This window comes from Candidatus Micrarchaeum sp. (assembly GCF_016806735.1).
Classification (GTDB): Archaea; Micrarchaeota; Micrarchaeia; order Micrarchaeales; family Micrarchaeaceae; genus Micrarchaeum_A; species Micrarchaeum_A acidiphilum_A.
Window position 1 is genome coordinate 74188 of the sequence record NZ_CP060530.1, and the last position, 25788, is coordinate 99975.

General features: G+C 44.0%; 25 protein-coding genes, 2 tRNA genes and 1 pseudogene. 20 read left to right on the forward strand and 8 right to left on the reverse strand.

Annotated features, from left to right (window positions below; translation table 11 throughout):
• Position 1 precedes the first annotated feature (1 nt).
• The 3 genes from Micr_RS00420 to Micr_RS00430 all read left to right on the forward strand — a co-directional run bounded on the left by Micr_RS00420 (position 2) and on the right by Micr_RS00430 (position 4533).
• Complete coding sequence (locus Micr_RS00420) at positions 2-3460, forward strand: hypothetical protein (protein WP_203134702.1); 3459 nt, start codon at positions 2-4, stop codon at positions 3458-3460.
• A gap of 59 nt (positions 3461-3519) precedes the next feature.
• Positions 3520-3594: transfer RNA gene (locus tag Micr_RS00425), tRNA-Ile, on the forward strand.
• 60 nt (positions 3595-3654) lie between these two features.
• Entirely contained in the window at positions 3655-4533 is an 879-nt protein-coding gene (locus Micr_RS00430; protein WP_203134703.1) for an EamA family transporter, read from the forward strand.
• A gap of 94 nt (positions 4534-4627) precedes the next feature.
• Here the strand turns inward: Micr_RS00430 and Micr_RS00435 are convergent, their stop codons facing one another.
• A complete protein-coding gene (locus Micr_RS00435; protein WP_203134704.1) occupies positions 4628-5338 on the reverse strand; it encodes a carbonic anhydrase in 711 nt (236 codons plus the stop codon).
• Between the two features lie 127 nt (positions 5339-5465).
• Between Micr_RS00435 and Micr_RS00440 the strand changes: the two genes are divergently transcribed.
• From Micr_RS00440 to Micr_RS00460, 5 genes are all read left to right on the forward strand, one after another.
• Entirely contained in the window at positions 5466-5810 is a 345-nt protein-coding gene (locus tag Micr_RS00440) for a hypothetical protein (RefSeq protein WP_203134705.1), read from the forward strand.
• Positions 5803-6123 carry a hypothetical protein gene (locus tag Micr_RS00445; RefSeq protein WP_203134706.1) on the forward strand — a complete coding sequence of 107 codons (321 nt, stop codon included), beginning with the start codon at positions 5803-5805 and terminating at the stop codon, positions 6121-6123. Before Micr_RS00440 ends, Micr_RS00445 begins: the two co-directional genes overlap by 8 nt.
• A gap of 202 nt (positions 6124-6325) precedes the next feature.
• Positions 6326-6979, forward strand: a complete 654-nt coding sequence (locus Micr_RS00450) for a hypothetical protein (RefSeq protein WP_203134707.1) — start codon at positions 6326-6328, stop codon at positions 6977-6979.
• Positions 6980-7804 carry an energy-coupling factor transporter transmembrane component T family protein gene (locus tag Micr_RS00455; protein WP_203134708.1) on the forward strand — a complete coding sequence of 275 codons (825 nt, stop codon included), beginning with the start codon at positions 6980-6982 and terminating at the stop codon, positions 7802-7804.
• Positions 7805-7816: 12 nt separating this feature from the next.
• Complete coding sequence (locus Micr_RS00460; protein ID WP_203134709.1) at positions 7817-10378, forward strand: energy-coupling factor transporter ATPase; 2562 nt, start codon at positions 7817-7819, stop codon at positions 10376-10378.
• Here Micr_RS00460 and Micr_RS00465 read toward each other — a convergent pair.
• Both Micr_RS00465 and Micr_RS00470 read right to left on the reverse strand, forming a co-directional pair.
• Positions 10375-10935 (reverse strand): annotated as a pseudogene (locus Micr_RS00465) (thymidine kinase); the annotation flags it as partial. The gene Micr_RS00460 and the pseudogene Micr_RS00465 sit on opposite strands and share 4 nt — an antisense overlap.
• A 41-nt stretch (positions 10936-10976) precedes the next feature.
• A complete protein-coding gene (locus tag Micr_RS00470; RefSeq protein WP_203134711.1) occupies positions 10977-11147 on the reverse strand; it encodes a hypothetical protein in 171 nt (56 codons plus the stop codon).
• 86 nt (positions 11148-11233) lie between these two features.
• Between Micr_RS00470 and Micr_RS00475 the strand changes: the two genes are divergently transcribed.
• Both Micr_RS00475 and Micr_RS00480 read left to right on the forward strand, forming a co-directional pair.
• Entirely contained in the window at positions 11234-12250 is a 1017-nt protein-coding gene (locus Micr_RS00475) for a S66 peptidase family protein (protein WP_203134712.1), read from the forward strand.
• Positions 12251-12527: 277 nt separating this feature from the next.
• A complete protein-coding gene (locus Micr_RS00480) occupies positions 12528-12836 on the forward strand; it encodes a hypothetical protein (protein WP_203134713.1) in 309 nt (102 codons plus the stop codon).
• A gap of 21 nt (positions 12837-12857) precedes the next feature.
• Here the strand turns inward: Micr_RS00480 and Micr_RS00485 are convergent, their stop codons facing one another.
• Positions 12858-13073: a hypothetical protein gene (locus Micr_RS00485; protein WP_203134714.1), complete on the reverse strand. Its 216-nt coding sequence runs from the start codon at positions 13071-13073 to the stop codon at positions 12858-12860.
• Between the two features lie 133 nt (positions 13074-13206).
• On the opposite strand from Micr_RS00485, the gene Micr_RS00490 reads away from it, so the two are divergent.
• The 5 genes from Micr_RS00490 to Micr_RS00510 all read left to right on the forward strand — a co-directional run bounded on the left by Micr_RS00490 (position 13207) and on the right by Micr_RS00510 (position 16428).
• Positions 13207-13533: a hypothetical protein gene (locus Micr_RS00490; protein WP_203134715.1), complete on the forward strand. Its 327-nt coding sequence runs from the start codon at positions 13207-13209 to the stop codon at positions 13531-13533.
• 92 nt (positions 13534-13625) lie between these two features.
• A complete protein-coding gene (locus Micr_RS00495) occupies positions 13626-14066 on the forward strand; it encodes a YbhB/YbcL family Raf kinase inhibitor-like protein (protein WP_203134716.1) in 441 nt (146 codons plus the stop codon).
• Between the two features lie 53 nt (positions 14067-14119).
• A complete protein-coding gene (locus tag Micr_RS00500) occupies positions 14120-14656 on the forward strand; it encodes an 8-oxo-dGTP diphosphatase (protein WP_203134717.1) in 537 nt (178 codons plus the stop codon).
• A gap of 25 nt (positions 14657-14681) precedes the next feature.
• Positions 14682-15713 carry a hypothetical protein gene (locus Micr_RS00505; RefSeq protein WP_203134718.1) on the forward strand — a complete coding sequence of 344 codons (1032 nt, stop codon included), beginning with the start codon at positions 14682-14684 and terminating at the stop codon, positions 15711-15713.
• 124 nt (positions 15714-15837) lie between these two features.
• Positions 15838-16428, forward strand: a complete 591-nt coding sequence (locus Micr_RS00510; RefSeq protein ID WP_203134719.1) for a hypothetical protein — start codon at positions 15838-15840, stop codon at positions 16426-16428.
• Between the two features lie 18 nt (positions 16429-16446).
• On the opposite strand, the gene Micr_RS00515 is transcribed toward Micr_RS00510, so the two are convergent.
• Positions 16447-16580, reverse strand: a tRNA-Ser gene (locus tag Micr_RS00515).
• A gap of 146 nt (positions 16581-16726) precedes the next feature.
• On the opposite strand from Micr_RS00515, the gene Micr_RS00520 reads away from it, so the two are divergent.
• Positions 16727-18433 (forward strand): ATP-binding protein, encoded by a 1707-nt coding sequence (locus Micr_RS00520; protein WP_203134720.1) that lies wholly within the window; start codon positions 16727-16729, stop codon positions 18431-18433.
• A 1-nt stretch (position 18434) separates the two neighbouring features.
• Here the strand turns inward: Micr_RS00520 and Micr_RS00525 are convergent, their stop codons facing one another.
• Both Micr_RS00525 and Micr_RS00530 read right to left on the reverse strand, forming a co-directional pair.
• Positions 18435-18644, reverse strand: coding sequence for a hypothetical protein (locus Micr_RS00525; RefSeq protein ID WP_203135140.1), 210 nt, complete (start codon positions 18642-18644; stop codon positions 18435-18437).
• 9 nt (positions 18645-18653) lie between these two features.
• Positions 18654-20042, reverse strand: a complete 1389-nt coding sequence (locus Micr_RS00530; protein WP_203135111.1) for an NRAMP family divalent metal transporter — start codon at positions 20040-20042, stop codon at positions 18654-18656.
• A 468-nt stretch (positions 20043-20510) separates the two neighbouring features.
• On the opposite strand from Micr_RS00530, the gene Micr_RS00535 reads away from it, so the two are divergent.
• Positions 20511-20894 (forward strand): hypothetical protein, encoded by a 384-nt coding sequence (locus Micr_RS00535; protein WP_203134721.1) that lies wholly within the window; start codon positions 20511-20513, stop codon positions 20892-20894.
• Between the two features lie 38 nt (positions 20895-20932).
• Positions 20933-22048 (forward strand): TIGR04053 family radical SAM/SPASM domain-containing protein, encoded by a 1116-nt coding sequence (locus Micr_RS00540; protein ID WP_203134722.1) that lies wholly within the window; start codon positions 20933-20935, stop codon positions 22046-22048.
• A 128-nt stretch (positions 22049-22176) separates the two neighbouring features.
• Here the strand turns inward: Micr_RS00540 and Micr_RS00545 are convergent, their stop codons facing one another.
• Positions 22177-22845: an aspartate/glutamate racemase family protein gene (locus Micr_RS00545; protein WP_203134723.1), complete on the reverse strand. Its 669-nt coding sequence runs from the start codon at positions 22843-22845 to the stop codon at positions 22177-22179.
• Between the two features lie 239 nt (positions 22846-23084).
• Between Micr_RS00545 and coaD the strand changes: the two genes are divergently transcribed.
• Both coaD and Micr_RS00555 read left to right on the forward strand, forming a co-directional pair.
• Positions 23085-23618 carry a pantetheine-phosphate adenylyltransferase gene (gene coaD / locus Micr_RS00550; protein WP_203134724.1) on the forward strand — a complete coding sequence of 178 codons (534 nt, stop codon included), beginning with the start codon at positions 23085-23087 and terminating at the stop codon, positions 23616-23618.
• Between the two features lie 388 nt (positions 23619-24006).
• Positions 24007-25788 carry a restriction endonuclease subunit M gene (locus Micr_RS00555; protein ID WP_203134725.1) on the forward strand — a complete coding sequence of 594 codons (1782 nt, stop codon included), beginning with the start codon at positions 24007-24009 and terminating at the stop codon, positions 25786-25788.

Below are 25788 nucleotides of genomic sequence, written 5' to 3' on the forward strand. Positions count from 1 at the left end.
AATGGACATATTGCTTGTGGGCATAATAACGTTTTTGACGCTTACGATACCCGGAGAGCTTTTCGCATTCGCCCTGCTAAAGAAGACAAAGCTCGGGCTTTTCGAGATCTCCGTAATCGGATTCATATTTGGACTCGTAGCGGTTCCCACTCTCACGTGGCTGGAATCCTACCTGATGAACTACATTCACTTCTTTGCTTTCTCCTTGGCTCTAGTCGAGGTAAACGCCCTTATCCTATCAATAGTGGGGATAATCCTGTGCCTATGGCAGGGAGTATTCAAGCTCAGCCTGTCCAATCCCATATCAAGGGGTAGAGAAGCGAAGGCAGAGGAAGCACAGATTGACAGCATGAAGCAGAGCGAAACCCTGGAGCTCTCGGAACTGAGGCATAAGCTTAGGTCCTTCGACGCTGCCAAATCCATAATAGAAAAGCACATAGAAGAGGAAAAGGTGCTTTCCGAAAGGCACACAAGAGAGCTCAACGCCATAAACCTGTCAGAGCAAGACCGCGAGCGCATAAACGCGCTTCAGTCTGACGAGAGAAACAGGCTAATAAAGGACCACGAGCAGGAGGAGCGTATTCTACTTGACAAGCTTTCCAACAACGCTGCGAAGAACGTAGCGGCGAAATCCGGAATGCAGATAAACAAGACCTATCTGGTCCTTGCGCTGCTTATGCTTCTGGTTTTCGGAACGCGCATGATGAGCGTCGGCATAACGCCGAAATTCTTCGAGTTTGACCCATATTTCGACATGCTTTCCGCAGAGTCGATACTTACGTTCGGTTATCAGATTTATCTTTCGCCCAGTGCCTGGCCTATAGTGCCTCAGGGCACGAGCATGAGGATACAGCCAGTGGTTCCTTATCTTGAAGCATACTGGTATGACCTCTCCAATGCCTTCGGCCCAAAATACACAACGTTCTCCACAACACTGATGAGCTATGTCGGTGGAGTATACCCGCCGATAACGGCTGCACTGCTGGTTTTCTCCGTATTTATACTTCTTTATTATGAATATGGCAACAAGATAGCACTCATAGGAGCAGCTCTAGCGTCTACGATGCCAGTGCTATATACTACATTCGTTTCCGGCGAGCAGCTTCTTGAGCCGTGGGGCATATTCACCCTTTTCTTCTTCTTCGCTGCGTATGCGCTAGCGATCAAGGATATGAAGAGCAAGCGCCTGGCGATACTTGCAGGGCTTGCATTCGTGACTACTTTCCTGGGAGCGCACTACTATACCGTAGATGCCGGTGTGCTTACAATTTATATAATAGTTCAGGGAGTTGTCAACGTGCTGCAGAACAAGACAAGCAAGTACTTCTACCAGATGAACGCCATAGTCATAATAGTGATAGCCATATTCCTGGCCATGTACAACCCGTATCATGCAACTCTGTCTGGCAGAATTCCCACAATTCTGCACATACCTATAACCGTCAGCGGCCCGCTTCTCGCGCTAGTAATGGTTGCCATAATAGAGTTTGTTCCTGGGATGCTGGCCAAGCGCCACCTGCTTTTCAAGGAAGTAAACATGAAAGCATATCTGGAATGGATACTGGTCATAATTATAATAGCGGGCTTGGTCATAGTTTTCACTCCCGCAGGCAAGCCGATAACCGCATATGTGAGCCTAAGCAAGAGGTTTACCACCCCATCAACCGCACTTTTCATGACGGTTGAAGAATTCATACCGACTGGTGCCATGTACAACTTCGGCTCTTCGGGCTTCGGTTTCATAGGGGCCGACATAGCAGGAATACCATTGCTTATATGGATCATAAGCATAGTCGCTCTGGTGCTGATAGTACTGAGCATATTCTACAAGAAAAGCAATACGTCAATACTTTATCTTTCTATAGCCACTCCTCTGATGTTCGCCGGTTTCTCCGAGGTAAAATATCTGCCGCACTTCGGCACCGTCTACATACTGCTGTTCTGCATAATGCTCGGGGAAGGCATATACCTGTTCAGGAACGGGTTCAAGCTCAAATATGCCGAGGCCGCGATAATAGGGGTACTCGTAGCTGTTGGAGCAATACTTATAATACTCGGCTCGTTCTACGGGATAATACTGGCCATAATACTTGGGATAGCAGGCGGTTTCGTTTATGAGATTGCCACAAATACAAGATACACCGACATGTTCGAGGCAAAGCCCGTAAAGAATGCAGAATTCTACATAACTGCAGCAATAAGCCTGGGAATATTTTTCATATCCCCAATATTCGCCCTGATATTCATAATAGCCCTTATACTGATGCACAAGATGGAGGCGTACAAGAAGCAGCTATGGTACGTCTTTGGCATATTCCTAATAATATTCATAGTCGGCACACTGCTCAACGGCAGCTTGATGCTGGGAGAGATAAGCTCTGTAGTGTCTGCTCTGAGTTCCAGCGCAGTATACTCTGCTAATCCCGCAACTGCCTGCAGCACTATAGCCGCTACGTCGAGCATAGGCTACGACCTCTTCTGCAACGTCGTACCAAGCTACTGGCTTTCCGCGACTGCATGGATGCGTGCCAACGTTGGCCCCAATGCGCCACGTGTTCTTGCGTGGTGGGACTACGGCGACTGGATAAACTGGTTCGGGCACAGCAACGCAGTTATACGCGGAGACAACGCCGAGCCTACTGAAGACTACGCTGTGGCAGCCAGCTACGTATTGGGTCCAAAGGACAACTATACTCCTGCAGTATTGCGAAATATGATGAACACAAACCAGACGCGCTACATAATATTTGATCAGGGTCTGATACAAAAATGGCAAGCCCTAGACTTCCTCGCATGCGTGAACGTCAACGAGACCTCGAGGGCATATGCAATAGCACAGGGTGCAGCCCAGAGCCCTCCTGTGCCTTACGTGCTTGGCACTTCGCCTTGTGAAATTAGCCACGATCCTGAATATGCATTCCTGCCGCTTGCAGCTCTGGAGCCTCCAAATTCGACGACATCGCAGAACATAAACTACTACTGCTCAATATCCAACAGCACAAACCTTTACATAAAGGCGTACACCGCGATAGGAGATGCCCTGTCCAACACCACAGTGTGCGTAAGCACGTCGCCAACGAAGAACGGCGACATACAGCTTTACAGCAGCAACGGCACCAAGATTAACGCAATGATACCATTATCGTACGATCTGGGTGTAACGAACATAAACGGGATAGAATTCGTCCAGTATCTTGTAGTATATACTCCCAACGGTCCAAACGATACAATAACCGACGCTCCGTCATCCTTCTACATATCCAACTTCTACAAGGGTTTCATGTTCGGCTCGCTGCCAGGGTTCAAGCAAGTATATCCAAATACAACAACTACGCCTGGCGAGAACCTTGTAAACGGAACGTATCCTCTGAGGATACTGGAGATAACCAATTACACAGGAGGACTTCCTCCGGTCCCGCAAAAGCCCAGCTACGTCAACAACAATCTGACGATGCAGTGATGGGCCGGCGCAATTCAAAAGTAATAAATATGCTTTTCAACATAACTTTCTGCAGCAATGGGCTTGTAGCTCAGCCTGGTCAGAGCGGCGGTCTTATAAGCCGTAGGTCGTGAGTTCAAATCTCACCAGGCCCATGCCCTTGCATAAAGTTGGCTTGCAGGACTTCTTTCCAGCACATTGACTTCGGCGGTAAAATGGATCTGATGCAGTACGTGATAATTGCTGCATTGTCCGCATCGCTTCTTTGGGGTTTTGAGGATGCCCTGTCCAAAAAGCCGGTATCCAAGCTGGGCATAAGCCTGACCACTTCGATAATCCTTGTAGTGGGCCTGCTGCCTTTTGCCATAGTAGCAATGCTATATCCTTCTTCTATGACATATTTCGGAATTGCGCTTTCAGCGATAGCCGGCCTTTTCTGGGGCGCAGGCTTTATGCTGATATACAAATCCGTATCTACAGAAAATGTAACAAGCACATTCGTAATAAACGAAATCCTTCCTGCAATAATAATAATTTTCGGGATACTGGGCCTAGGCGAGAAGATAAGCATAGTGAACTTCCTTCTTATAATAATCATATTCTGCGGCTCGGTTGTCGTAATGCTCAGCGAAAACCTCAAGTTCAACCTGCGCCTCTTGTATGCAGTGCTGGCCAACGTGTCTTGGGGCCTTTTCTGGGTTCTGATGATAGAAGTCATACATACTTCCGGAAGCTTTGCAGAACCTCTGCTCATAGCCAGGATCGTAGCAGCCGCGGCAGTTGTAGTGTTCTTTGCCATATCTTCAAATAGGGTAAGGCATACTGCAAAAGCAAGGCGCCTCCCAGCCCTGCGTTCCCTTTACATTCCAATATCGATGGCAGCACTCATAGGTATTGTAGACGCATTTGGGAACGATGCATTCGGTTTTGTCAGCACAACGGGCTTTGTGGCCATAGGCGCGGGAATAATTGCCATAAGCCCCATATTCGTGGCGCTGCTGGGCCGGCTTTTCTATAATGATAAGCTAAGGCCATTGCAGTGGACAGGATTCGGAATAATGGTTGCAGCTGCTATTCTTCTGGCCTTGTTTTAAATAACTGCACACGCCCATAACCTGTAATGGCATGATCTTTGTAGTACATTTGCAAAGCGGCGATTAGCGAGCAACGTCATTTCTGCAAAAGCGCCTATGCGAAGCTTTTTCTTACGGTCCGTGTATCATACCTTTTAACTTCTGCGCCCAGTCTTGTAAGCTTAAGCGAAGCAGTATCGGCATCGCGCTTGACATCTCTTGGGTTGTCCTTGTCGCTTACTACAAAAAAGACCTCTTTTGCGTGCAGGTCGTTCACTGCGAGCTCCATATCCGGCATTGCATTGTTTATTGATGCCTGCACCATGTAGCATTGCGAAGGCATTAAATCAAGGCCCTTAAATATCCTGTCATATTCAGGTTTTCCTGGGCTTAGGACCAGCATCTTGTGCTCTTTATTATCTTCTGGAACCTTTATGTCGGACATCTTAACGGGTTTTGCCTGTACTGTAATGTTCGGGAATTCCTTTTTCAATGCGCCAAGCTGAAGTTCAGTATTCTTCTCCTCAAGCTGGCCCTTTGTTTCAAAATCTACGGTTTTAAACTGGTTTATAAGCTCGTCCTTAAGCTCATCAGTGGCTTCCGCGCCTTTCTTTATAACGGCAAAAGCCTTCCCCATCGCTCCACAATCGTCGTGAGTCACCAGCGTTATTGTATCTATGCCATTTTCTCTCACTATTTGTTTTATCATCGGCATCAATGGAGCCACATTCGCCCCGGCATTCCTCAAAACAAACGCGCCACCGTATTTATTTTCCAGAAAATCATTAAGCCTCCTGTCCATGCAGCATATAACCAGTTCTTCCATAAAATCACGCAGACATAAGCATAACCTTTAAAATCTAAAAAGGCTTTGATTTGCAAATATTTACCTCATATAAAAGGCTTTTAAGGTAAATAATTTAGTTCAGAATAGCCTATGCTTAGTGATCAGAATGGCAAAAAAGCACAACGGCGAAATAACGCCAGATGTTGCGGTAGAACGCCTCATAAACTGCTTTGAAACTGCAAACGAGGAAATAAACAAGGCACTGGGGCAGGAAATTCCCAAAAAGGAGCTCAGAGCAAGGGTGAAGCTCTTCGTAGGCGACGCTTTCAGAAAGTGCAACGTCGATATAAAGAATCCTACAAAAGAAGGCCTGAAAGAAGCCATGGGTCTGTGCAGGATAAACACCAAGAAGATGCTCGGCCCAATGGCAGACCCCATAATAAAAAAGCATTACGCGGAAATGAGCGAGATAATAGAAAAGCTTCCGGATGATGGTGATAAGGATGACTAAAATACTGTCAATAATATCAAGCAAGGAAAAGGATAAGATAAGCCTTGGGATAGGCTTCAGTGCAAGGCAAAAGCAGGCAGGGCACGATGTAAGAATACTATTCTTCGGCCCAAGCGAGGTAACCATAGCCAACGACGATGAAGTGTCAAAGCTCATCGAAAACTCTTTCGGCAGCGAAAAGCCATCCGCATGCATATTCGTGGCGCAGAATGCCAAGGTGGAGGAGAAACTCGGCAAAAAGGTTAACCTTGTCAAGGCAGGCGAATACATAACAAAGAGCATAGACGAAGGATACACGCCTATAAGTTTCTGAAGTAATACGGAAGGCATGCCCCTTCCAACAATCCAGTAATTGCAGTGAATTTTGCTTCTGGAAGTAGGATATGCTCTAAACTGTATCCATGTGAACGAAACTATAAAAACAATTCTACAAAATCCTGAACTGCAAAACTTTTTATAGCCCAATAAACTAAGCTATTTAAATCATCCATAAAAATCTAAATCGGGGTTATGCTATGGGTGAAGTTACTGCTGGTTTGAACGAGAAGTTTTCGCAATACACTCTCAGGTGGAGGGGAGGAAGGCTAACAACTACGCAATACGCGCTTTTTGCGATACAAATGGCGGTGGTGATACTGCTTTCATGGCTTGGGGCGATAGCCACTCCGGTGGTTGGTCCCGGGATAGGGTTCCTTTACTGGGCTTATCCTTTCTTCGTCGTTTTCACGCTCTGGTGGGGAGTCTGGGGAATACTGGGTGCATGGATCGGCGCATTCGTCGGATCCGGGCTGTTGACAGGATTGCCAGTACTTCCTGCATTGGGATTTAGTATAGGGGACCTCATACCTGCATTGCTTATATTTCTTCTTTACAGGGGATACCTTAGAAAGCACGGTGTGGACCCGTTGGGCAGGGACATAATGAAAAGCAAGAAATCCGCAGCATGGTTTGTACTGTGGGTGATGGGGATTACTAACATAATCGGGGGCCTTTGGGGAGTATGGATCCTCGTGCTTCTCGGTTTCGTCCCCGCCAGCGCATATTTACTTGGAGCTGGGCTGTGGATTCTTGGAGATGCTATAGTCCTTCTAATAGCGCCGTTCCTGGCCAAGTATGTTACTCCTGTAGTAGAACGCTTTGGGCTCGTAAACACTGGCTGGGTGTCGTGAATGCAGGCGTCGGCTTCCCGTGGGCAGAAACGCAAGGTTAAGACCATACTGTTTTCTGCCCGTTCCGACTCCTTTTATGTCAATATGAATCCGATAGCCAAGTTCCTGCTGCTTATACTACTTTCCGTTGGCGTGGTGGCATCTATAATACGCCCAGTTCCGGATCTCACATACAATCTTCTGGTCCTGGCGTTTGCCGTGGGCTTTTTATTTGAGAGTGGTACCATAAAATATCTGGTCAAGAGTTATCTTGCGCTATTAGTCGTTGCGCTTTTCGTCATGATGGCTTGGTGGATAGTTTTCAACCAGATAGGTACCAATACTCTTTTCAGCATGACACTACTAGGGGCTACGCTAAAGATAACAAGCCTGTCGATATACGTGGGCATAGGCAAGATATCCGGGTATGCATCTATGGCTTTCATGACTCTGCTTACGATAATGAGCACTAGGGATGCCGACATAATATCCGCATTGAAAAAAATTAAGGCCCCGTTCAAGGTCGTGTTCTTCGCATCGCTGATAGCCAGGAGCCTAAACATAATGTCCGACGACCTGGATTCGATAAGGCAGGCCCAATTTGCCAGAGGTGCAGGCGGCACATCGACAAACATAGTAAAGAAAGTAACCTCATTCGTAATGCTATCGATACCTCTTACTACATCCATGATAAAGCGTTCTGTAGACATGGGGTTTGCGCTCGAATCGAGAGGATTCTCCAAATCGAAGGGTATGTCGGATTTCATCTCGGAAAAGAGGTTTAAAGCTAGCGATGCTGTTATAATGGCATTTGGCGCTTTCATGCTGGTTCTCCCGTTTATCTGACTAGGTGTACCCATGGATTCCATAACTATAAGTGATTTTTATTGGAGATATCCCAATTTTACCGGCATAAAGAGCAACTATGCCCTGAAAGGGATAAACCTTAGCGTCAAGGAAGGCGAATTCCTGGGCATTACAGGGCCAAGCGGCTCCGGAAAGACCACGCTCTGTTATTCCATAGCTGGCCTTATACCGCATCAGCTCAAGTTGCCACTAAATTTTCAAGACGGAATAAAGGGCGAAATAAGTGTCTTGGGCAAAACCGTAACAAAAGCGGATATAATCAACGGAGAGCTCAAGCTTTCCGGGACTGGCATCACGGCCCCGGATGTGGGTCTCGTAATGCAGGATCCCGAAAGCCAGTTTCTAAGCATGAGCGTCATGAACGAGGTCTCTTTGGGCCTGCAGCTCATGGGGCTTGAAAAGAAGGAAATGCTCAAACGCATAAAGGACGCGCTGGAGCTCGTCGGCCTGGGAGAGCTTTATGACTATGCAGAAAAGATTCATCCATCTGAACTGTCCGGAGGGCAGAAGCAAAGGCTAGTGATAGCAAGCTTCCTGGCAATGAAGCCCAGGATACTGATACTTGACGAGCCCACTTCGGATCTTGATCCGAAGGGGAAAATGGAAGTGATAGAAACTATTGCACGGATAAAGAAAGAATCCGGAATGACCATAATCCTGGTAGAACACAATCCGGACGTGATGCTGAGATTCGCCGACAGGCTGGCCCTGTTGTACGAAGGTTCTATCGTCAAAACTGGCAGGCCAGAAGAAATATATTCTGACAAGGAGCTGATATCCAAATACAATATATACGCGCCAGAAGTATCGGAGCTCTCCGACTATTTTTCCGTAGACGAAAGCCCGAAGCTCGGAATACCGAAAACTGGATTCAAAATAGAGCGGAAAAAGCCCACAGTATCAAATCCAATAATAAAATTAAACGGGGTATCTTTTTCGTACGACGACGGGACAAAGGCACTGGAAAACATAAACCTAGAAATAGAAAAGGGATCGCTAGTGGCCCTGGTGGGCCAGAACGGTTCTGGAAAAAGCACGCTTTCAAAAATAATATCCGGGATACTAGCGCCAGGTTCTGGGACTGCAGAGGTTGCCGGGCTTAATCCGCGCTCAAAGAGAGACCGGCTCAAGCTGCCCTTGCACGTAAGCTATGTTTTCCAGAATCCGGACCATCAGATATTTACAAGGAGCGTCACTTCCGAGGTCAATTATTCGCTGAAGAACGCCGGCATAACTGGAAAGGAAGCAGACGAAAAAATCACAAACATACTCAAGCGCGTAGGCCTTTCAGACAAGGCCGAAGAGGACCCTGTATTCCTGGGAAGAGGCCAGAAGCGCAGGCTTGCGGTAGCCAGCAGCATAGTAATAAAGCCGGAAGTGCTTATAGTCGACGAGCCCACAACTGGGCAGGACTACAAAATGGCCATGGAAATAATGGAGATAATAAAAAGCCTGAACGAAGAGGGCGTCACAGTTTTGCTGATAACTCACGACATGCGGTTGGTGGCCGAATATTGCCGCAGGGCGATAGTCATGAGCAAGGGATCGATAATATTCGATGGAACTCCGGAAGCTCTTTTCATGGACGAAAACGTGCTTCGTCTTTCGTCGCTGTCCGAGCCACAATCGGTAAGGCTGTCCAAGGGCATAATTAACGCCGGCCTGCTTGACGAACCTTTGATAAGCGCAGGAGAATGGCTTGAGTTTTTTAATTTCTTGAAATCAAAAACCAAGATAATATTCAAATCCATTGCCGATATCGATGCGAGCGCGGCGAAGATATCTGCATCGCTTAAGGACGCAGGCATGCCAAAGAGCATGATATACATAGAAAGAGGTGGAATGGTGCTTGCCTCGGCGCTTTATCCGAGACTTGGAAACGTAAGAGCCTACGGCATATCTGCAAGTTATTATAACGATATAGGCGCATCAACAAAGGAGGTATTCGTGCGTGGCGTCGATGCCCTCAAAATCCCAAGCGGAAATGGATATGTCCTAGTTGTCGACGAGCTCGTGGATACTGGAAAAACGCTTGCCAGCATCATGGAGCGACTACATGCCGCATTCCCAAAAGAACGGTTTGTAACGTGCACAATGCTGGCAAAACCGCGCTCTAAGATAAAACCTGACATATACGCCGAAGAGGTTTCTGACGACACATGGGTAGTTTTCGATTATGAGAAAAATGAGGCTCTTTCAGAATTCGAAAAAGCGAATCCCGCAATGCTTCCGGAGTTGCGCAAGCATTTCGCTTCGTATCCGGAAGACAGGTATTCAACCATCTACAGGAAAATAGACAAACTATGCTCCAACATAAGCCGCAAGCCGACCGCCATAGCATATGAGAATCCGCGCGCTTTGGTGCAGGCTAGGCTTTTGTCAGACAAGCTGGGCGTAAAGCGCCTCATTCCTGTAAGCGAAGATGCTTCTGCCGTCATTGTCGCTGAGCCAAACGAAGATGTCGTTGTAGTAGGATCCACAAAAGAGGCAGTAGAAAGGATAAGCGCAACGATAGGGCTCAAGAAGCCCATCGCTTTGGTGCTCGAAGCCTAGCGAGTCACAAAACAATTTCTGCATCTTGGCTGGTAGGCTTCCTTGCCCCCTATTACTATGCGCGGCCCGGATTTTGAGGTTCCGTCGATCATCCTCTGTGAGAATACGGCTTCCTCTCCGCACTTCGTACAAACTGCAGTCAGGGAATATATGTAATCTGCATATGCGAGCAACTTCTCCGATATGTTAAAAGGTATGCCTCTGTAATCCTTGTTGAGGGTAGATACATAAACGATCTTTTTCATTGATGCCAGCTTGTTAAGCGTGTCCTCCAGCCCAGAGTCGTCATCCCAAAACTGGGCCTCGTCTATTCCGATAACATTGTAATCCGAGCTCACGTCGAATATGGCCTTGACTCCCGCTTTGCCGGTTCTCACTACCGTTGCGTCTAATTCTGCGCCCTTGTGCGTTTTAACCTTGCTTTCGACCGAGCGCGTGTCAATTTCCGGCTTGAAAAGTATGACCTTCCTTCCAGCGAAGCGTTCCCGCTCAAGAAGCTCTATCAGCCTTGATGTTTTTCCGGAGAACATGGGCCCAGTGATTACCACAAGTCTCCCTAACTCTAAAGATTTCTTCGTATGCTACACCCCCAACTTATCTATATGCCCTTTTTGACAAGCCTGAACTCGTAGTCCCTGATGAGTATCTGGGCCGTTTCGAACTTGTCTTCCATCTCTTTTGCAAGTTTTTTATCTCTCCCTGCATCGAGTTTTTCTGCGAGCTTTCTGTGGTGTTCTATTAACGCATCTATTCTCTCCTGATAAGCCATACTACCACGCACATACTTTACAGCAATAAAATAATAAGCTAACGCAGGTGCCAAGTGTTAAATCCTTTGCCGGACAAATTACAACCATGTACGAACCTATGGTCAAGCCCCCGAGGCTAAGGAAGGGGGGAACTATAAGGATAATAGCTCCGTCCAGCGCAGCCACATCTACCAGTTCCCTGCCAAAGGCAGTGAGGTTTCTTGAAAAGCAGGGCTTCAAGGTGAGCCTTGCGCCAAGCATGATAAGGGAATCTCCAACGCGCTATCTGACTGCTGGAGATGCAACGAGGAAGAACGAGATAGAGAATGCATTCAAGAGCGACAAATACGACGCAGTAATGGTGCTGCAGGGCGGAGCAGGCTCGATAGACATACTCAACAGCATAGACTACGACATAATAAAGGACCACCCAAAGGTATTCATAGGATACAGCGACATAACGCTCTTGCAACTGGCATTCATGAGGATGGCCCACATGGCGTCATTTCAGGGTCCTATGCTCATAGACCTATTCGAAGAGGACGAAGCTGCCCTCCAAACGAACTGGAACAATCTCATAGGGATAATAAGCAGGGGCGAAGAGGCAATGATAAAGAATCCTCTTGAAAGCGGATGGGCCAAATCCATAAACGATGGCACTACGAAGGGCCAGCTGATGGGTGGCAACCTTACAGTATTCTCGCTAATCGTAGGCACAAAATACATACCTGATGCGCGCGGCAAGGTCCTTTTCTTCGAGGACGTTAACGTTGAGCCATGGATGCTCGACAACCTATTAACGTCGCTTGTGATAAAGGGGGTATTGAAAAAGGCCAATGGCATAGTCTTCGGACAGCTGCCCAACTACGGGATAGAAAACATATCCGAATCGCAGGGAGTTACTTCGTACCTGATGAAACATCTTTTCATAGAAGACTACATAAACGCCACCATGCACAGCACTTTGCAGGACCTGTTCTCAAACAAGATGCCAAAGAAGCCGGCGTTCATAGAGTTCGCTTGCTGCCACGGCAAATACATAACAACAATACCTATGGGCATAAGGGTGAAGCTTGATGCTTCGCAGTGCACGATGGAAATGCTTGAGCCAGGAGTAGAATAATTCTTATTATTTAAAGACAGCGCCTGCGCATAGCGCAGGCGCGTCCTCTGGGGTTTTGCCAAGTTTCCCTGGCAGTATTTAATACGCAATAAAGGTATTTAAACATTACCTAAATTCCTTAATTACTTATTAAAGTAAAATAATTATAGTAAAGTATAAATAGCTTAACCGCAAAACCTGACTGGACAGTGCGCAAGCCATGCACAATACAAATATGGCAGACAGCTTTTTCTGGGGTTGTACCTGTGCGTAGCAAGGGCGCGTCCGAGGGGTTAGAATGGACAAAGACGAAGAAGGTGAGCGTGAGCCAACTGAAGGAAAATTGCGAAGGGAGTTCATGTACGAACAGGAAATACGGAACGGCATAGAAAAGCTCTTGGACTACAAGTACGGGCTCGTGGGCATAGACCCAGAGGAGGTAATTACTTCCACAGTATCTGAGCTCGTCAGGGCGATAGCCTTGGTTACCGAAGAGGACATGACCGCACAGCTAACAAAAAGAACAATGAACAGGGTGCTTGTTTACAAGCACAACTCCGAAACAACTCCTTCTGGCTTCAGTTTTTTGGCTTTTGGGCATAAGTAACCAAAGGCCCTTTTTCTTTTTTTATTGATGCCTTGCCCTTCCTGCGATTATCGAATCCCTAATCGCGGTTATCTTCCTGTTCATTGCTATCATTCCTGTCCCAGTCAAAAGCACAACAACAGTCACGGCAAGCATCCCGTAGTTGTCTATTCCGCGAGAAAGCAAAACAAACCAGACTACTCCAGATACCATTCCTGCTAGAATCCAACCTAGGCCCGCGGATATTATGCCATTCATGCGACAATCTCTTGTATAATCGCATGCAATGGATTTAAGCTTGTTCCAGAACAAACTCCTTTGCAACAGAAAGAAAGCTATAAATATTATCTAAAGCGGAATATTTCCTATCACTCTATTATACGTGAGCCAAATGCAGGATTATGTTTACGAAGCTAAAGTACAGCAAGCCGGGCTGAAAACCAAATGTTCTGTAAAAGTTATTCCAGAAATGATTGGAGAAGCAAAAAGGATAACCGATAAAATAATCTCACGCGGCGAATTTTCTGACATAAAAAGCGGTATACACTATGAGTTTTCATTAGAAAAAGGCGATGAATCTGCAAATATGCAAATAAAGAGCCTTTTCATGTATCCTTCAGAAGAAACCAAACTCAAGATAGACGCTCTAATCAAAGAAATAAGCGATGCGGTCCAAAAAGAGGCAGGAAATGGCCTTGAACCGATATTGCGCCAATAATGGGGTCATAAGCCAATTAACCAAGTCTGGCACTCTTTTCCTACAAAGTAATTTATACTTTTTATTGCAGTTTTTATTACAGTTTGATTAGCATGAAGATACTGGTAAGGGGATTCGGGCAGGGTGAGCGCATACCCGATCAGTTTACTTGCAAAGGAATAGACACTCAGCCGACCGTTGAGATAAGCGACATACCTGAAGGTACGAAGAGCATAGTCCTAATAATGGATGATCCCGATGCTCCTATGGGCACATTCACGCACTGGATAGCCTACAACATACCTCCAGATGTTGGAAGGATAGACCATGCTTCAAAGCACTCTGATATAAGTTTTGGAATAAACGATTTTGGCAACGAAGGCTATAACGGCCCATGCCCTCCTAAGGGAAAGCCGCACAGGTATTATTTTAGGGCATATGCAACATCCCTGGAAAAGCTGCCAAAGGGGATGCACAGAAAGCCGATGGACGACAAGCTAAAAGCCAGTGTCATAGGGCATTGCGAATATATGGGCACCTACTCCAGCAGTTAACAAATAAATATTATATCCTCTATTCCTATAACTATTATTTGGGGCAAACTTTTATGGATGGCAACAAAATAAGCGATTACATTGACAAGTACTCTGATTCTTTGAGAGACGTAACCCTTTGCTATTTTGTTGATAAAAAAGCCTCGAAAGTGCTGCTTGCAATGAAAAAGCGTGGATTCGGAGCAGGCAAGCTGAATGGCGCTGGAGGGAAGCTCAAGGCTGGGGAAACTGTGGAAGACGCAATGATAAGGGAATCGGTAGAAGAGGTCGGTGCCCGCCCCAAAAATTATTACAAGGCTGCATTGCTACGTTTTTATTTTGGCGGAAGCGAACCAAAAAGCGAATTTAACCAGAGAGTTCACGTGTACATAGCAGACGAATGGGAAGGGGAGATATCAGAAAGTGAGGAGATGAAGCCGGAATGGTTCAAAATAAGCTCAATACCATTGGATATGATGTGGGATGACGACAAATACTGGTTGCCCTATGTGCTGGGTGGGAAATTCGTGGATGCGCATTTCCTTTTCGGAGATTCGAACAAAGTAATAGACATGAAAATAAGCTACAAAGCCGAAGTGCCGAAAAACTGATGTTTAAAAACACAAAATGTTTTGCATGGAAAAAAACAATAAAAATTTCCTAAAAGCAGAATATTATACGCCAGTAGGCGAAAATATAGAAAAGCAGAGACTAGAACTCGTGTCAAAGCTGTCTGGGGTTGTGCTATATAATCTTCTCAGAGTAAAGGACCAAACTACCATACGTGCGGCACATAGCCTCAACGAGGCCATAAACAGCTACACTAATACCTATTCCAACATGCAGAAACTTGCATTGGTGGTGAACGCCGCTACGGACTACAAGCTGGTAGTGGACTACGTCAGGGAAGAGCTTGGCCTCAAGACTATTAAAAACGACCCGTATTCGGTTTGCGTTGATGAAAACAGACTTTTCGAATCTATAAAAGATGAGTTAAGCGAACATTCATGGCCCATTGCCAAAGTGCTTCTTGACGTGAGCAGGAAGGCGTACGGAAAGATAGATAAGGAAGAAGCCATAATCGCATCCAAGAAGATAATCGCGGCAACACAAAAGCAGTCCGATATCACGAACTTTTCTTACGTAGTGGAAAAGGTCCTTTCGGCAACCGAGGCATTGAAAAACAATCTTGCCGATTTCATAAACGAATATGCGTCCCTAAAGGAAGGAATAAAGGAAATAAGCATAAGGTCGATAATGCAAAAAGGCATAGGCGAAGGGCATGAAGCAATCCTGCGCACAGCATCTTCAATAGTATCGGAGTACATGGCAAAGGAGGATGTGCCTTCATGGCCAAAAGTAACGATAGAAAGGTCGATTTTGGGAAAAGACGTAGGCATGGCAATGCGCTTCAGGGGCAGCTCAAGCTATTTTGCAATAGTATATCTAAAGCCGCATAATTATGACCTAATAGCCAGATTCGTAGTTCAGCTCACAGATTTGATAAAGGAGCTGGAATCTGCGATCGGGCCAAACGCAAGCGTGCCCAAGCTTTCCATAAAAACCTATTCAGACCTGGGCGTATGCATGGTGGGCGCTGCCCATTTCAATCCCGCGTCAGAAACTGCCGTAAGGGACGAGCTCCAAAGGCTTTTTGGAAAGAAATAAATCTAACAACTTGATAGAAAAGTCAAGCAATAAAAAAGGATGCAATAAAAAGCTATTGAGGGTATGGGTTGCTCGCGTCCAAGTAGGGATTAATCCTTAGCGCTAGCTTTGCCGAGGTGTATTGTTGGAGCTTTGGGAACAAATGGCAGTAAACATAATGGAGAAAAACAAATTCAAATTTTCCTCCACATTTGAGGCAAATGTCGCAGCCGCTCTAGACCTGATGGGCATTGGATTCTCCTACAAAAGCCTTCAATTCTATCTAAACAGCAACGAAGAGGTCATAACATACACTCCTGATTTTGTGCTGACCGACGCGTACAACGACAAAACCGTGCTCATAGAGACGCATGGCAAGAGATACATAGATAAAAGGTTCATAGAAAAGATGAATTCTTTCAAGCATAATCCCGTAAGCTCGCAGTATCACCTTATACTCATAACAGACAAAATGCCCAAGAAGCCGGACAAGCTGAAGATAGAGCTTAAGAAGTACGGGTATGGAGCGAAGGACATATGCGACGAGGTCTGGTACATACCCTATAACGTCGTGTTGGGCATGCAGCTGCAGCTCAAGAACGAGCAGGGCTCCATATATGGGCTCCTGAATAAACTCCGCAAGGAAGAACTATCGCCAAGCAGTACAACGCTTTTAAGGAGCGGGCATGGCAATTCCGAATCTTGGCGCAGGAGCGCTTCGAAAAGCATATCGTGAACTTCCAATAAGCGGATTCGCCAGGGTAGGGATTTGAACCCTAAAGCCCGCGAGGGCACCGGTTTACCTGTCGCGCCTTTTCGCATCACTAATCAGCTCTTGACGTTTTGAAAACTCAAGACCGGCGCGTTACCAGATTCTGCCACCCTGGCATATTGACAAGCATTACAGGTTTTGCTGAAAAAGTATATAAAGCATTCAATAACTTTTCTGGGCGCTAGGGATTTAAACAAAACTGGCCGCTATTACTGCACACATCAACGTAATCTAATTCTGAAGCTATGGCAATGGTGTTAAAATGAACAATATGAGCGAGAGCCTGGAAAGGCTCATTGGATACATTATGAAAAAGGAGCCGCGCAGCGGCAGCACAGCCACAATCGAAGGCATAAGCGTAGGCGAAGCAATTGGCTACCCATCGATTCATACATTAATGTTTCACGGCGCAGAGAAAAAGGCAATACCTTTTGCGTGGAAACATGCCAAGGGCACCGTATACATAAAGCCGCATGAATACAACAGCCCGCACATAATAATAGCTGGAGCAAGCGGAAACGGCAAGAGCACCCTGCTAAAAAAGCTCATAAGCGGGCTGGCTTCTTCAGGTACAAATATCCTTCTATTTGATTCAGACAGCGAGCATTATGATATAATAAGCGCAGTCAACGGTAAAACCATAGATCCTTTCAAAGACATAAACATATTCGCGCTTGACGGGCTGAGCGCCGGAGAGCGCATACAAGAGCTAACATCCATTTTTTCCGACGTATTCAATTTCGGTTACCTGCAGTCAAATTCACTGCACTCGTGCATACGTTATGCCTATTCTATTTCGGGCATGCGCTCCATATACCAAGCAAATATCGAAAACGTGCCAAGCATGGAAACATTGGTCAGGACAATAAATACATTCATTGCAAACTCCCGCACCGCAGCTGAAAAGTCAAGGCTTTATAGCATACTCAACAGGCTCGGCTCTTTAAACCTGGGCCACGGAGACAGTTCCCTAGACGGCATAAATGACCTTTTCGAAGGCGTAGTATCAATACCCCTAAGGCACGTGAAAAGCCCCTATGCAAAAAGGATAATAATGCACGAGCTTCTGCAAAGGCTATATTCAAGGATGCATTCGATGCCAATAACGCATAAACTTTCAAATTACATAATTATAGACGAGCTGGACTTTGTAATATCCGACTACGATTCGCAAACAGGAATAATAAAAAAGATAGTCAGAGAGGGAAGAAAGTACGGCATAGGTATAATCGTATCTACGCACATGGCCATATCCCTTCCCAAGGACATGGTGGAGAACTCTTCATGCATAATTACTTTTGGTTCTCCGGACCCATCGGAAAGGCGATATATGGCTTCTGTAATGGCGCATGGCGATCCGGCAATGGAAAAGTTTCTCTATGGCGATATATCCTTTCTGCAGAAATATCATTTCCTACTCTCATGCCCTGAATTCGCGCTTCCGGTGAAAATAACAATAAAGGTTGCAAAGCCATTAGAAAACAATAATCACGATTATCAAAATTACGCTTCTGAAAACGTTTTGAAGCGTCCAATGCGCAAAGAGGAAGCACTTAAGCTGGGTTTTACCGAAGAACAGATAGAATCGTTAAAAAAATCGGGAAAAATATCAAGCAGCTTTTCATCGGGTTCTGAATGGCTAATGACCAAAAATCCATCACTTAGCATAGGTCACGAGCTTGGAGTAAACGCAATCTGTTCATGGCTTTCCGCTAACGGTATCGAAAATCGTGCGATAGATAACAGCGCAGGTCCGGATGTTGTAGCTTATGCATACGGCAACAAAATGGCATTAGAATATGAAACCGGAAAGAAATCTGCATCGTCGACATCAAGAATGCTGGCCAAAAGGACAAGAGATTACGGATTCGTAGTCGTTATAGTGGATGAAAAAGCATACGGGTTCTACAAGTCTGCAATGGAAAAGGCAGGAATTCTAATAATATCGGATCAAGAGATAAAGAAATAATTCATATTATATTCAGGAATCCAAGGATTATGAGCACAAGCATTATGACTATGTATATCCTAAGGAAAATGAAGGCGAATTTGACCCATCCTCCTACCTTGGCCCGCTTTACCGGTATCTTGGAATAGTCTTTCAGCTTTTCCCTCTTAAGGAAGTTTTCCCAATCCTTATCGTTCTTTATGAATCCAAACTCTTTTCCATCCAAAGCCATTCAAAACACCTATAGCAAGTGCGGGAACACCAAGCTTAGCCCGTAAAGGCTGCTCATGCTCACCAGCACAACCATTATCGTTATTATTGAAACGTTTTCCCATCTCTTGTTTACGCGCTTGCCCATGACCTCCTTGTCATTGACCAGAAGCAAAAGGAAAAGAAGTGCAGCAGGCATGAATATCGAAGCTATCACCTGCACCGTTATGTTGAGGAATCCCAATGGCACATTGGGTATGAGCACTATCGAAGCAGCTATGAACATGCTTATTAGCCCTGGTATGTAGAATTTCCTGCCCTCAAGAAACGGCAGGTTTATGCTTTTGGGCCAGTTGAAAGCCTCTCCCACTGCCCAAGAGGTGCCTGCGGTCAGCGCTATTGCCGCTATTATCCCTGCATCAACAAGCCCTATGGCGAACAGCTCAACAGGAAGTGTCCCTATTTTACTGGCTATTGTTTTCAATATGAATGAAATGTTATAGCTTGTTGTGGACGTTGTTGTCCCTACAATTCCAGATCCAAAAACAACGGTACCTGTAAGCACTATTATGCATATTGCGACCACTGCCATTATGATTGCACCGACAAAAGTGTCTCTTTTAGCCGCTCCTATATCCTCCGGCACTGTGCCCTTGTCAACCTCAGAGCTCTGCTGGAAGAACAACATCCAGGGTGCAATGGTAGTGCCTATATTGGCCAAAAGCACATATATGAACAATGTAGTAATCCCTCCATTAATATGCCATGTGAGAAATGTGCTTGCCACAAGGCTCCAATCAGGGCGGGCGAAGAACACAAGCGGTATAAATATCATGTTGAAGAACGCTATTATAAGGCTGGCCCTCTCCCACTTGTGGTATCTCAATGTAAACATAACCGTGGAAACAAACGCGATTCCTATTAACACTGCAAACAACGGCTTTACTCCAAATATGCTAAGCCCGAATGTTATGCCTATGAATTCTGTAACCAATGTAAGCGAATTTGCTATTACAAGGTCGCCTAAAGAAAAGGCTCCCCAAAATGGCCCATACCTCTTCCATATCATCTCCGCATGGCCCCTTCTTGTAACAGCAGCAAGCCTTACAGTCATCTCCTGGACTAAATAGGCAGTAGGCACCATTAAAACCATTAGCGGTATGAAGAACCCGAGCCCGAAAATCGAGCCTGTTTGGGCATATGTTATGACCCCTCCGGCATCGTTGTCCGCAACCATTACGAGTATGCCAGGGCCTATAAGCGCAAGTATCAGCATAAGCCTTGTGAATACGCCTTTCCTGTGCCGCAGCCTTGTGACCTTAAGCCTGTCTATTGCCCTAAGCCTGATGTCTATTGGCAGCTCTTCAAGCTTTTTATTTATGTCGAACCCGCCATCGCCAATCGCATTTTCTCCATCCATCAAAAAGTATTGCCATAAAAGATTAAAAAGAGCATAGCAGTTAAGTCAAGCTTACAAAGCATAATGTAATGAGCATAACTAGGTCTAAATAATAATGACTCATAGTTTTCTGGTTCTTTGTATAATGTGTAATTAGGGTTTACATACAAATCAGAGTTTGCAGGTTGTAAATAAAGTTCTAAATTATATCTTTTATTTTCATGTAGTGATATTCATTTTTATAATTATAAATCGATTAGTTGACAGAATACCGCATGGTATTGCTACCGAAAAAGCGAAACGCCGCTTTTCTGTAGTTGATTTGTATTCAAAAAGAAAGTATTTAAGAATCAATTTCTTAATATTATTAAAAAACTTGGTGCTTACTTGTATCCTATATTAGAAGTGTTAAAATATCTTTTTATATGGGTACATCTTTTCAGTGCAATACTATTCATAGGTGGGTCTTTTTTCATGTGGCTGGTGCTTGTGCCTGGTTCTAAAGACGCAATAAAAGACGAGGCAGAGCGTACCATTATAGTTGCAAAGATATCAAAAAGATTTGCAAAACTTACATGGATGCTTCTTGCTACACTAATAATTACAGGTATTGTAAACGCAATATGGTATATACCCAAAAATTTGTACAATGGTGGATATAACATTTATCTTGTCATTGCAATGGTAATCTCTACTGCTGTGCTTATAATCATGCTTTATGGCCCTGGGAAGCATTATGGTAAACTAATAGCTAAGTACGCAAGAAAAGGAGATTTGGAAAGCCTTACTAACGTGCGTAAGAAGAGTACTCTTGTTTCTTACGTAAATCTTGCAATAATGGTTTTTATAACTATTATAGCTGCATTAATGTAAAATACAAAGATAAAAGCATAAAAGTTCACGTGAATTATATGGCATTCAACAATAAGCCAGTACTTGTATTCTGGGAGATGACAAACGTATGCCCATTAAAGTGCATACATTGTAGGGCAGATGCGATTAATTTTCCTGAAGAAGGGCAAATGAGTACAGAAGATGGCAAAAACTTAATAGAGCAGATCGCAGGATTTGGGACTCCGGCCCCTCTGCTGATTTTTACCGGAGGAGATCCAATGAGCAGGACGGATTTGGAAATTCTTGTACAATATGCTTCAAGCAAAGGGATAAAGTCAGCAATCGCCCCTGCAGTATCAGAAAGTTTATCCAAGGAATCACTAAAAAGAATTAAAGAATTGGGAGTATTGTCAATTTCAATAAGTTTGGACAGTAGCGCTGAGGAGATGCATGACTATATCAGGGGTGTTCCAGGAACATACAAAAAGACCATACAAGCCATTAAAGACGCGTTAAGTATTGGTCTTAATGCGCAAATAAATACTGTCGTAATGAAGCATAACATATCCCAGTTACCTGCAATATTTCAACTAATAAGAAATTTAGGGATTACAACATGGGAGGTGTTTTTCCTTATAACTACAGGCAGGGGAAGCAATGCATTAGATATCGAGCCAGAAGATTATGAAAGCACATGCAACTTTCTCTACGACGCATCTCAGTATGGCGTTGTTATAAGAACAGTAGAAGCACCATTTATAAGGCGCATTGTAAGACAGAGAAGAGAAAAAGGCATGTACTGGATGAACGATAAGTATAAATCGATGCGCGAAGACTTGTACATACGATGCGGCAAACCTTTCACTACTAGCTCTATAAGTATGGCCGGCACGCTTGACGGCGACGGAATACTATTTGTATCGTACACTGGGTCAATATATCCTGGCGGTTTTCTACCTGTCGAACTTGGTAACATTAAACATCTTAACATTTCAACCGTATACAGGGACAACGAGCTTCTGCTTGATATAAGAAACAGGAAATTTTCAGGACCATGTGGCGCATGTTCAAATAAGGACGTGTGTGGCGGTAGTCGAGCTAGGGCATTCGCCTATGATGACAATATATTAGGATCGGATCCAGCATGCATATACACAACAGAAGCTAAACGCTTTACAAAGAAGATATTATAGCAGCTCAAGCCTACATTATATCGTATAAAGAGCGCAGATAACACATATATTCGCAATAAGACAGTCGGCTTAACGGCAGAAGATTAAAAAGGATGCATAGAATGCCTTTTACATAATGCTTAATGCCATCATTGGCTAGAGCACGCCAAGCGCGATATAACGGCATCCACAAGTATATCTATTGTGCTTATCTTTGGCAATGGCTCTTTATTCAACATTACTCCGAACTCTGTGCAGCCCAAAATTGCTATATCTGCCTTGGATGGCACATACCTGTTGCATATGTCAATCGCCATATTCGTGCTTTTGGCCTTTTCATAATTATTGCCCTTATTGAATTCGAAAATGGCCTCGGTGAGCATATCCCGCTCTTCAGCGCTGGGCCCAATGTGCTTTATTCCATCAAACCTGTATAAGCCCTTGCCCAATGTATTTGGCGTGCCCATTATGAACGTGGATCTTATATCGTGTGCATTGAGGAACCCTTTAACTTCTTTGCGTAAGTCAAGTATAGGTACATCTATGCTCTTCTGGAGCTCCTTATGGTATATGTGTATTGTGTTGCATACCATAACTATAAGCTCCGGATCAAGCGACGCAAGCTCTTTTAAGCCTTCAAAATACGGCTCTAAATCCTCATCAGAAATGTTGTCGTAAATCAACTCTGGAGCAGGTATGCTGTTTATGATTATCTGTGGGAAGTCCGCATTAGAACGAATCATTCCTCTGTTTTGCAGCCTTAATATGAGCTTGTTATAGAATTCAGATGTTGCTTCGGGGCCTATGCCGCCAAGCACGCCTAATTTACGTATGCCACCGGCTTTCCCTAATAACTCCAGTCTTTGCAGAGCCTATAGCCATTGCCTCTTTGGGAAATTTTCCAGTTATAGTTGCCATACTACCAATCGTTAATCTAATATTATCAAATAATATAAATAGATATGCACTCTTAAAGCGGTTCGTCGCATTGCTAAGCAGCTGCTTATCGCTATGCTCATGATATTTAAAATTTGCATTGCCAGTTATCCGTGTTTAAATGACAGGTAAAAAGATAGGGGTATACGCTGGCAGTTTCGACCCGCCAACCAACGGCCATTTATGGATGATATCAAAAGCTGCAAAGATCTTCGATAAGCTTATTGTTGCGATAGGCATAAATTCGGATAAAAAATACGCGTTTAGCGTTGAGAATAGGGTAAGAATGCTGAAAAGCATAACCAAAGGTATGGAAAACATCGAAGTAACTAGCTTTAAAGACATGTTCTTGGTAGATTTTGCCAAGAAGGAAGGCGCAAACTTTATAGTTAGAGGAATAAGGGACCTCAAGGATTTCGAATACGAAAAAAGCATAAGGAGCGTAAATGAGGATATTGAAGCAGTTATACTCACTGTTTTCCTGATGCCTCCATCCAAGCTTAGTGCTGTAAGCTCAAGCTTGGTAAAAGGGCTTGTCGGAAACAAGAACTGGGAGAACATAGTATCAAAATATGTGCCTGGCGCAGTACTAACAGAGCTTAGGCTTCATCACATAGATACTGGAGGCAGCGGCGCATTTTCTGGAAATGAATAATAGTCAGTAAATTTAAGCAGCTTCAATTAAATACTAAAATTCAAAATAAAGATAATAGCCCATCCGTTTCCAACATTGTAGCCAGCCTAACGGCAGAAGACCGCAAAAGGTTAGGTATAAATAAGTCAACATTGTGGTATATGCAGAAGCACATAAAAGAAGGCAAAAGGATCAAGGTATATGGCAAGGTTATGAATAAATTGGCTGATTGACATGATACTAAAGTATATAAACTTATATTTACATAAAATAAATACGAAAATTGCGCTATGGCAACGCTATACAAATGGCCGACTGTTTCTGGGTGAAGATAGTAAAGCAAGAACGTATTTGTTAGCGTATGCTAAGCGTAATAATCGGTGATATAAATGGTTAAATTGGTGAGAAAATGAAAGAAGATCATGAATCAATTTTTGTAAAAAATATACAAAGAGGGAATGGTAAAGAGATAATAACCTTAAGTAATGAAGATGCAAGAATAACTTATCACTGCAAAAGAGACTATACGACATCTTTCAAAAATCCAGAAGAAAAGGTGCGAGCATCCTATTTTTGCGAACTTGTTCTAGACTACGATTATCCCGCTAAAAACATCGATATTGAGGTTACTGTTCCACGAAGAACGCCAGAAGATAGGGCGGATATTGTCGTTTACGAAGATGACGGATCAGAGTACCTTGTCATTGAATGCAAGAGAGATGGGATAACTGATGCGGAATTTAAGCAGGCAATAGAGCAGGCTTTTGGAAATGCAAATAGCCTAAGAGCAAAGTTTGCTTCTGTTGTTGCTGGGATAACTAAAACCGCTTTCGATGTGGCAGGGTTTAAACCAAGTGAGCGTGAAAAAAATGTTATTTCTGATATCCCAAAGAAGTATGGAAAAACTCCGAAATACAAATTCATCAAAGGTGAAGCAGACAAAGAACTAAAAGTAGTTTCAAGAGAAGAACTGATTAGGGCATTAGAGAAATCACATGATACTATCTGGCAAGGTGGAAAGTTAGCTCCAACAACTGCTTTTGATGAAGTTTCAAAACTGCTTTTCTGTAAATTGAGAGACGAGAAGACAACAAAGAAAGGAGAAGCGTATGCTTTTCAGATTGGAACACATGAATCTCCAGAAGAAATTTTTGATAGAATAAATGAAATATATCAAAAGGCTAAAAAAGAAGATGCAGAGGTCTTCAAAGAAGACATACGGTTAGATCCAAAGGTAGTTTACAGTGTTGTTGAACACTTACAGGGATTAGCAATAAACAAGATAGACTTGGATACAAAAGGTGTTGCTTTTGAGAGGTTTATGGAAGATTTCTTTAAAGGAAAGATGGGGCAGTTTTTCACCCCTAGAGAAACAATAACTTTCTGTGTAGAGGTGCTAAATCCTGAAAGAAGCGATCTAGTCATAGACCCAGCTTGCGGTTCTGGTGGTTTCTTGCTAAATACTCTTGATAAGGTGCGAAAATATGCTGAACAGAACTACGATGGGAGTGAATCGTGGGAATACTGGCATAAGTTTGCAATGAATAATCTTTATGGAATAGAAATCAACGACCAGATAGCAAGAGTATGTAAAATGAATATGATTATTCACGACGATGGACACACGAATATTATAAGCACTGATTCATTGAGAAATATAAATGAGATAACAAAACAACATAATGTTTTCAGGAAAAATCACTTCGATATACTTTTAACAAATCCACCTTTCGGTGCGGATGTTAAATCTACAGAAAAGGATTATCTGGGCAAATATGAGTTAGGTAAAGGTAAGCAAAACCAGAAAACAGAAATTTTGTTTATAGAACGATGCTTAGATTTCCTCAAGCCAGATGGAAAAATGGCGATTGTCTTGCCAGACGGCATTCTAACTAATCCCTCCTTACAATATGTAAGGAATTTCCTAATGGAAAATTCACAAATTTTAGCAGTGGTTTCTTTACCACAATTTGCATTTACCCATTTTGGTGCTGGTGTCAAGTCCTCTCTAGTCTTTTTGAGAAAGAAAGAAGACGATGAGAAGTTGAGTAACTACCCTATCTTTATGGCGATAGCAGAACACATAGGTTATGACGCAACTGGCAGAAAAGATCAAATAAATGACCTAAATGCTATTCTCCAAGAGTACAGAAAATTTGAAAAGAACTCAAAAGCTTACAAAGGTGATTAA

Coding starts and splice junctions, on each gene's coding strand:
- Micr_RS00420 (WP_203134702.1), top strand. CDS start 2: ATGGACATATTGCTTGTGGGCATAATAACGTTTTTGACGCTTACGATA.
- Micr_RS00520 (WP_203134720.1), top strand. CDS start 16,727: ATGAACAATATGAGCGAGAGCCTGGAAAGGCTCATTGGATACATTATG.
- Micr_RS00490 (WP_203134715.1), top strand. CDS start 13,207: ATGCAGGATTATGTTTACGAAGCTAAAGTACAGCAAGCCGGGCTGAAA.
- Micr_RS00485 (WP_203134714.1), bottom strand. CDS start 13,073: ATGAATGGCATAATATCCGCGGGCCTAGGTTGGATTCTAGCAGGAATG.
- Micr_RS00525 (WP_203135140.1), bottom strand. CDS start 18,644: ATGGCTTTGGATGGAAAAGAGTTTGGATTCATAAAGAACGATAAGGAT.
- Micr_RS00445 (WP_203134706.1), top strand. CDS start 5,803: ATGACTAAAATACTGTCAATAATATCAAGCAAGGAAAAGGATAAGATA.
- Micr_RS00455 (WP_203134708.1), top strand. CDS start 6,980: ATGCAGGCGTCGGCTTCCCGTGGGCAGAAACGCAAGGTTAAGACCATA.
- Micr_RS00555 (WP_203134725.1), top strand. CDS start 24,007: ATGAAAGAAGATCATGAATCAATTTTTGTAAAAAATATACAAAGAGGG.
- Micr_RS00540 (WP_203134722.1), top strand. CDS start 20,933: ATGGCATTCAACAATAAGCCAGTACTTGTATTCTGGGAGATGACAAAC.
- Micr_RS00460 (WP_203134709.1), top strand. CDS start 7,817: ATGGATTCCATAACTATAAGTGATTTTTATTGGAGATATCCCAATTTT.
- Micr_RS00495 (WP_203134716.1), top strand. CDS start 13,626: ATGAAGATACTGGTAAGGGGATTCGGGCAGGGTGAGCGCATACCCGAT.
- Micr_RS00475 (WP_203134712.1), top strand. CDS start 11,234: ATGTACGAACCTATGGTCAAGCCCCCGAGGCTAAGGAAGGGGGGAACT.
- Micr_RS00500 (WP_203134717.1), top strand. CDS start 14,120: ATGGATGGCAACAAAATAAGCGATTACATTGACAAGTACTCTGATTCT.
- Micr_RS00530 (WP_203135111.1), bottom strand. CDS start 20,042: ATGGATGGAGAAAATGCGATTGGCGATGGCGGGTTCGACATAAATAAA.
- Micr_RS00435 (WP_203134704.1), bottom strand. CDS start 5,338: ATGGAAGAACTGGTTATATGCTGCATGGACAGGAGGCTTAATGATTTT.
- coaD (WP_203134724.1), top strand. CDS start 23,085: ATGACAGGTAAAAAGATAGGGGTATACGCTGGCAGTTTCGACCCGCCA.
- Micr_RS00470 (WP_203134711.1), bottom strand. CDS start 11,147: ATGGCTTATCAGGAGAGAATAGATGCGTTAATAGAACACCACAGAAAG.
- Micr_RS00505 (WP_203134718.1), top strand. CDS start 14,682: ATGGAAAAAAACAATAAAAATTTCCTAAAAGCAGAATATTATACGCCA.
- Micr_RS00450 (WP_203134707.1), top strand. CDS start 6,326: ATGGGTGAAGTTACTGCTGGTTTGAACGAGAAGTTTTCGCAATACACT.
- Micr_RS00440 (WP_203134705.1), top strand. CDS start 5,466: ATGGCAAAAAAGCACAACGGCGAAATAACGCCAGATGTTGCGGTAGAA.
- Micr_RS00480 (WP_203134713.1), top strand. CDS start 12,528: ATGGACAAAGACGAAGAAGGTGAGCGTGAGCCAACTGAAGGAAAATTG.
- Micr_RS00430 (WP_203134703.1), top strand. CDS start 3,655: ATGGATCTGATGCAGTACGTGATAATTGCTGCATTGTCCGCATCGCTT.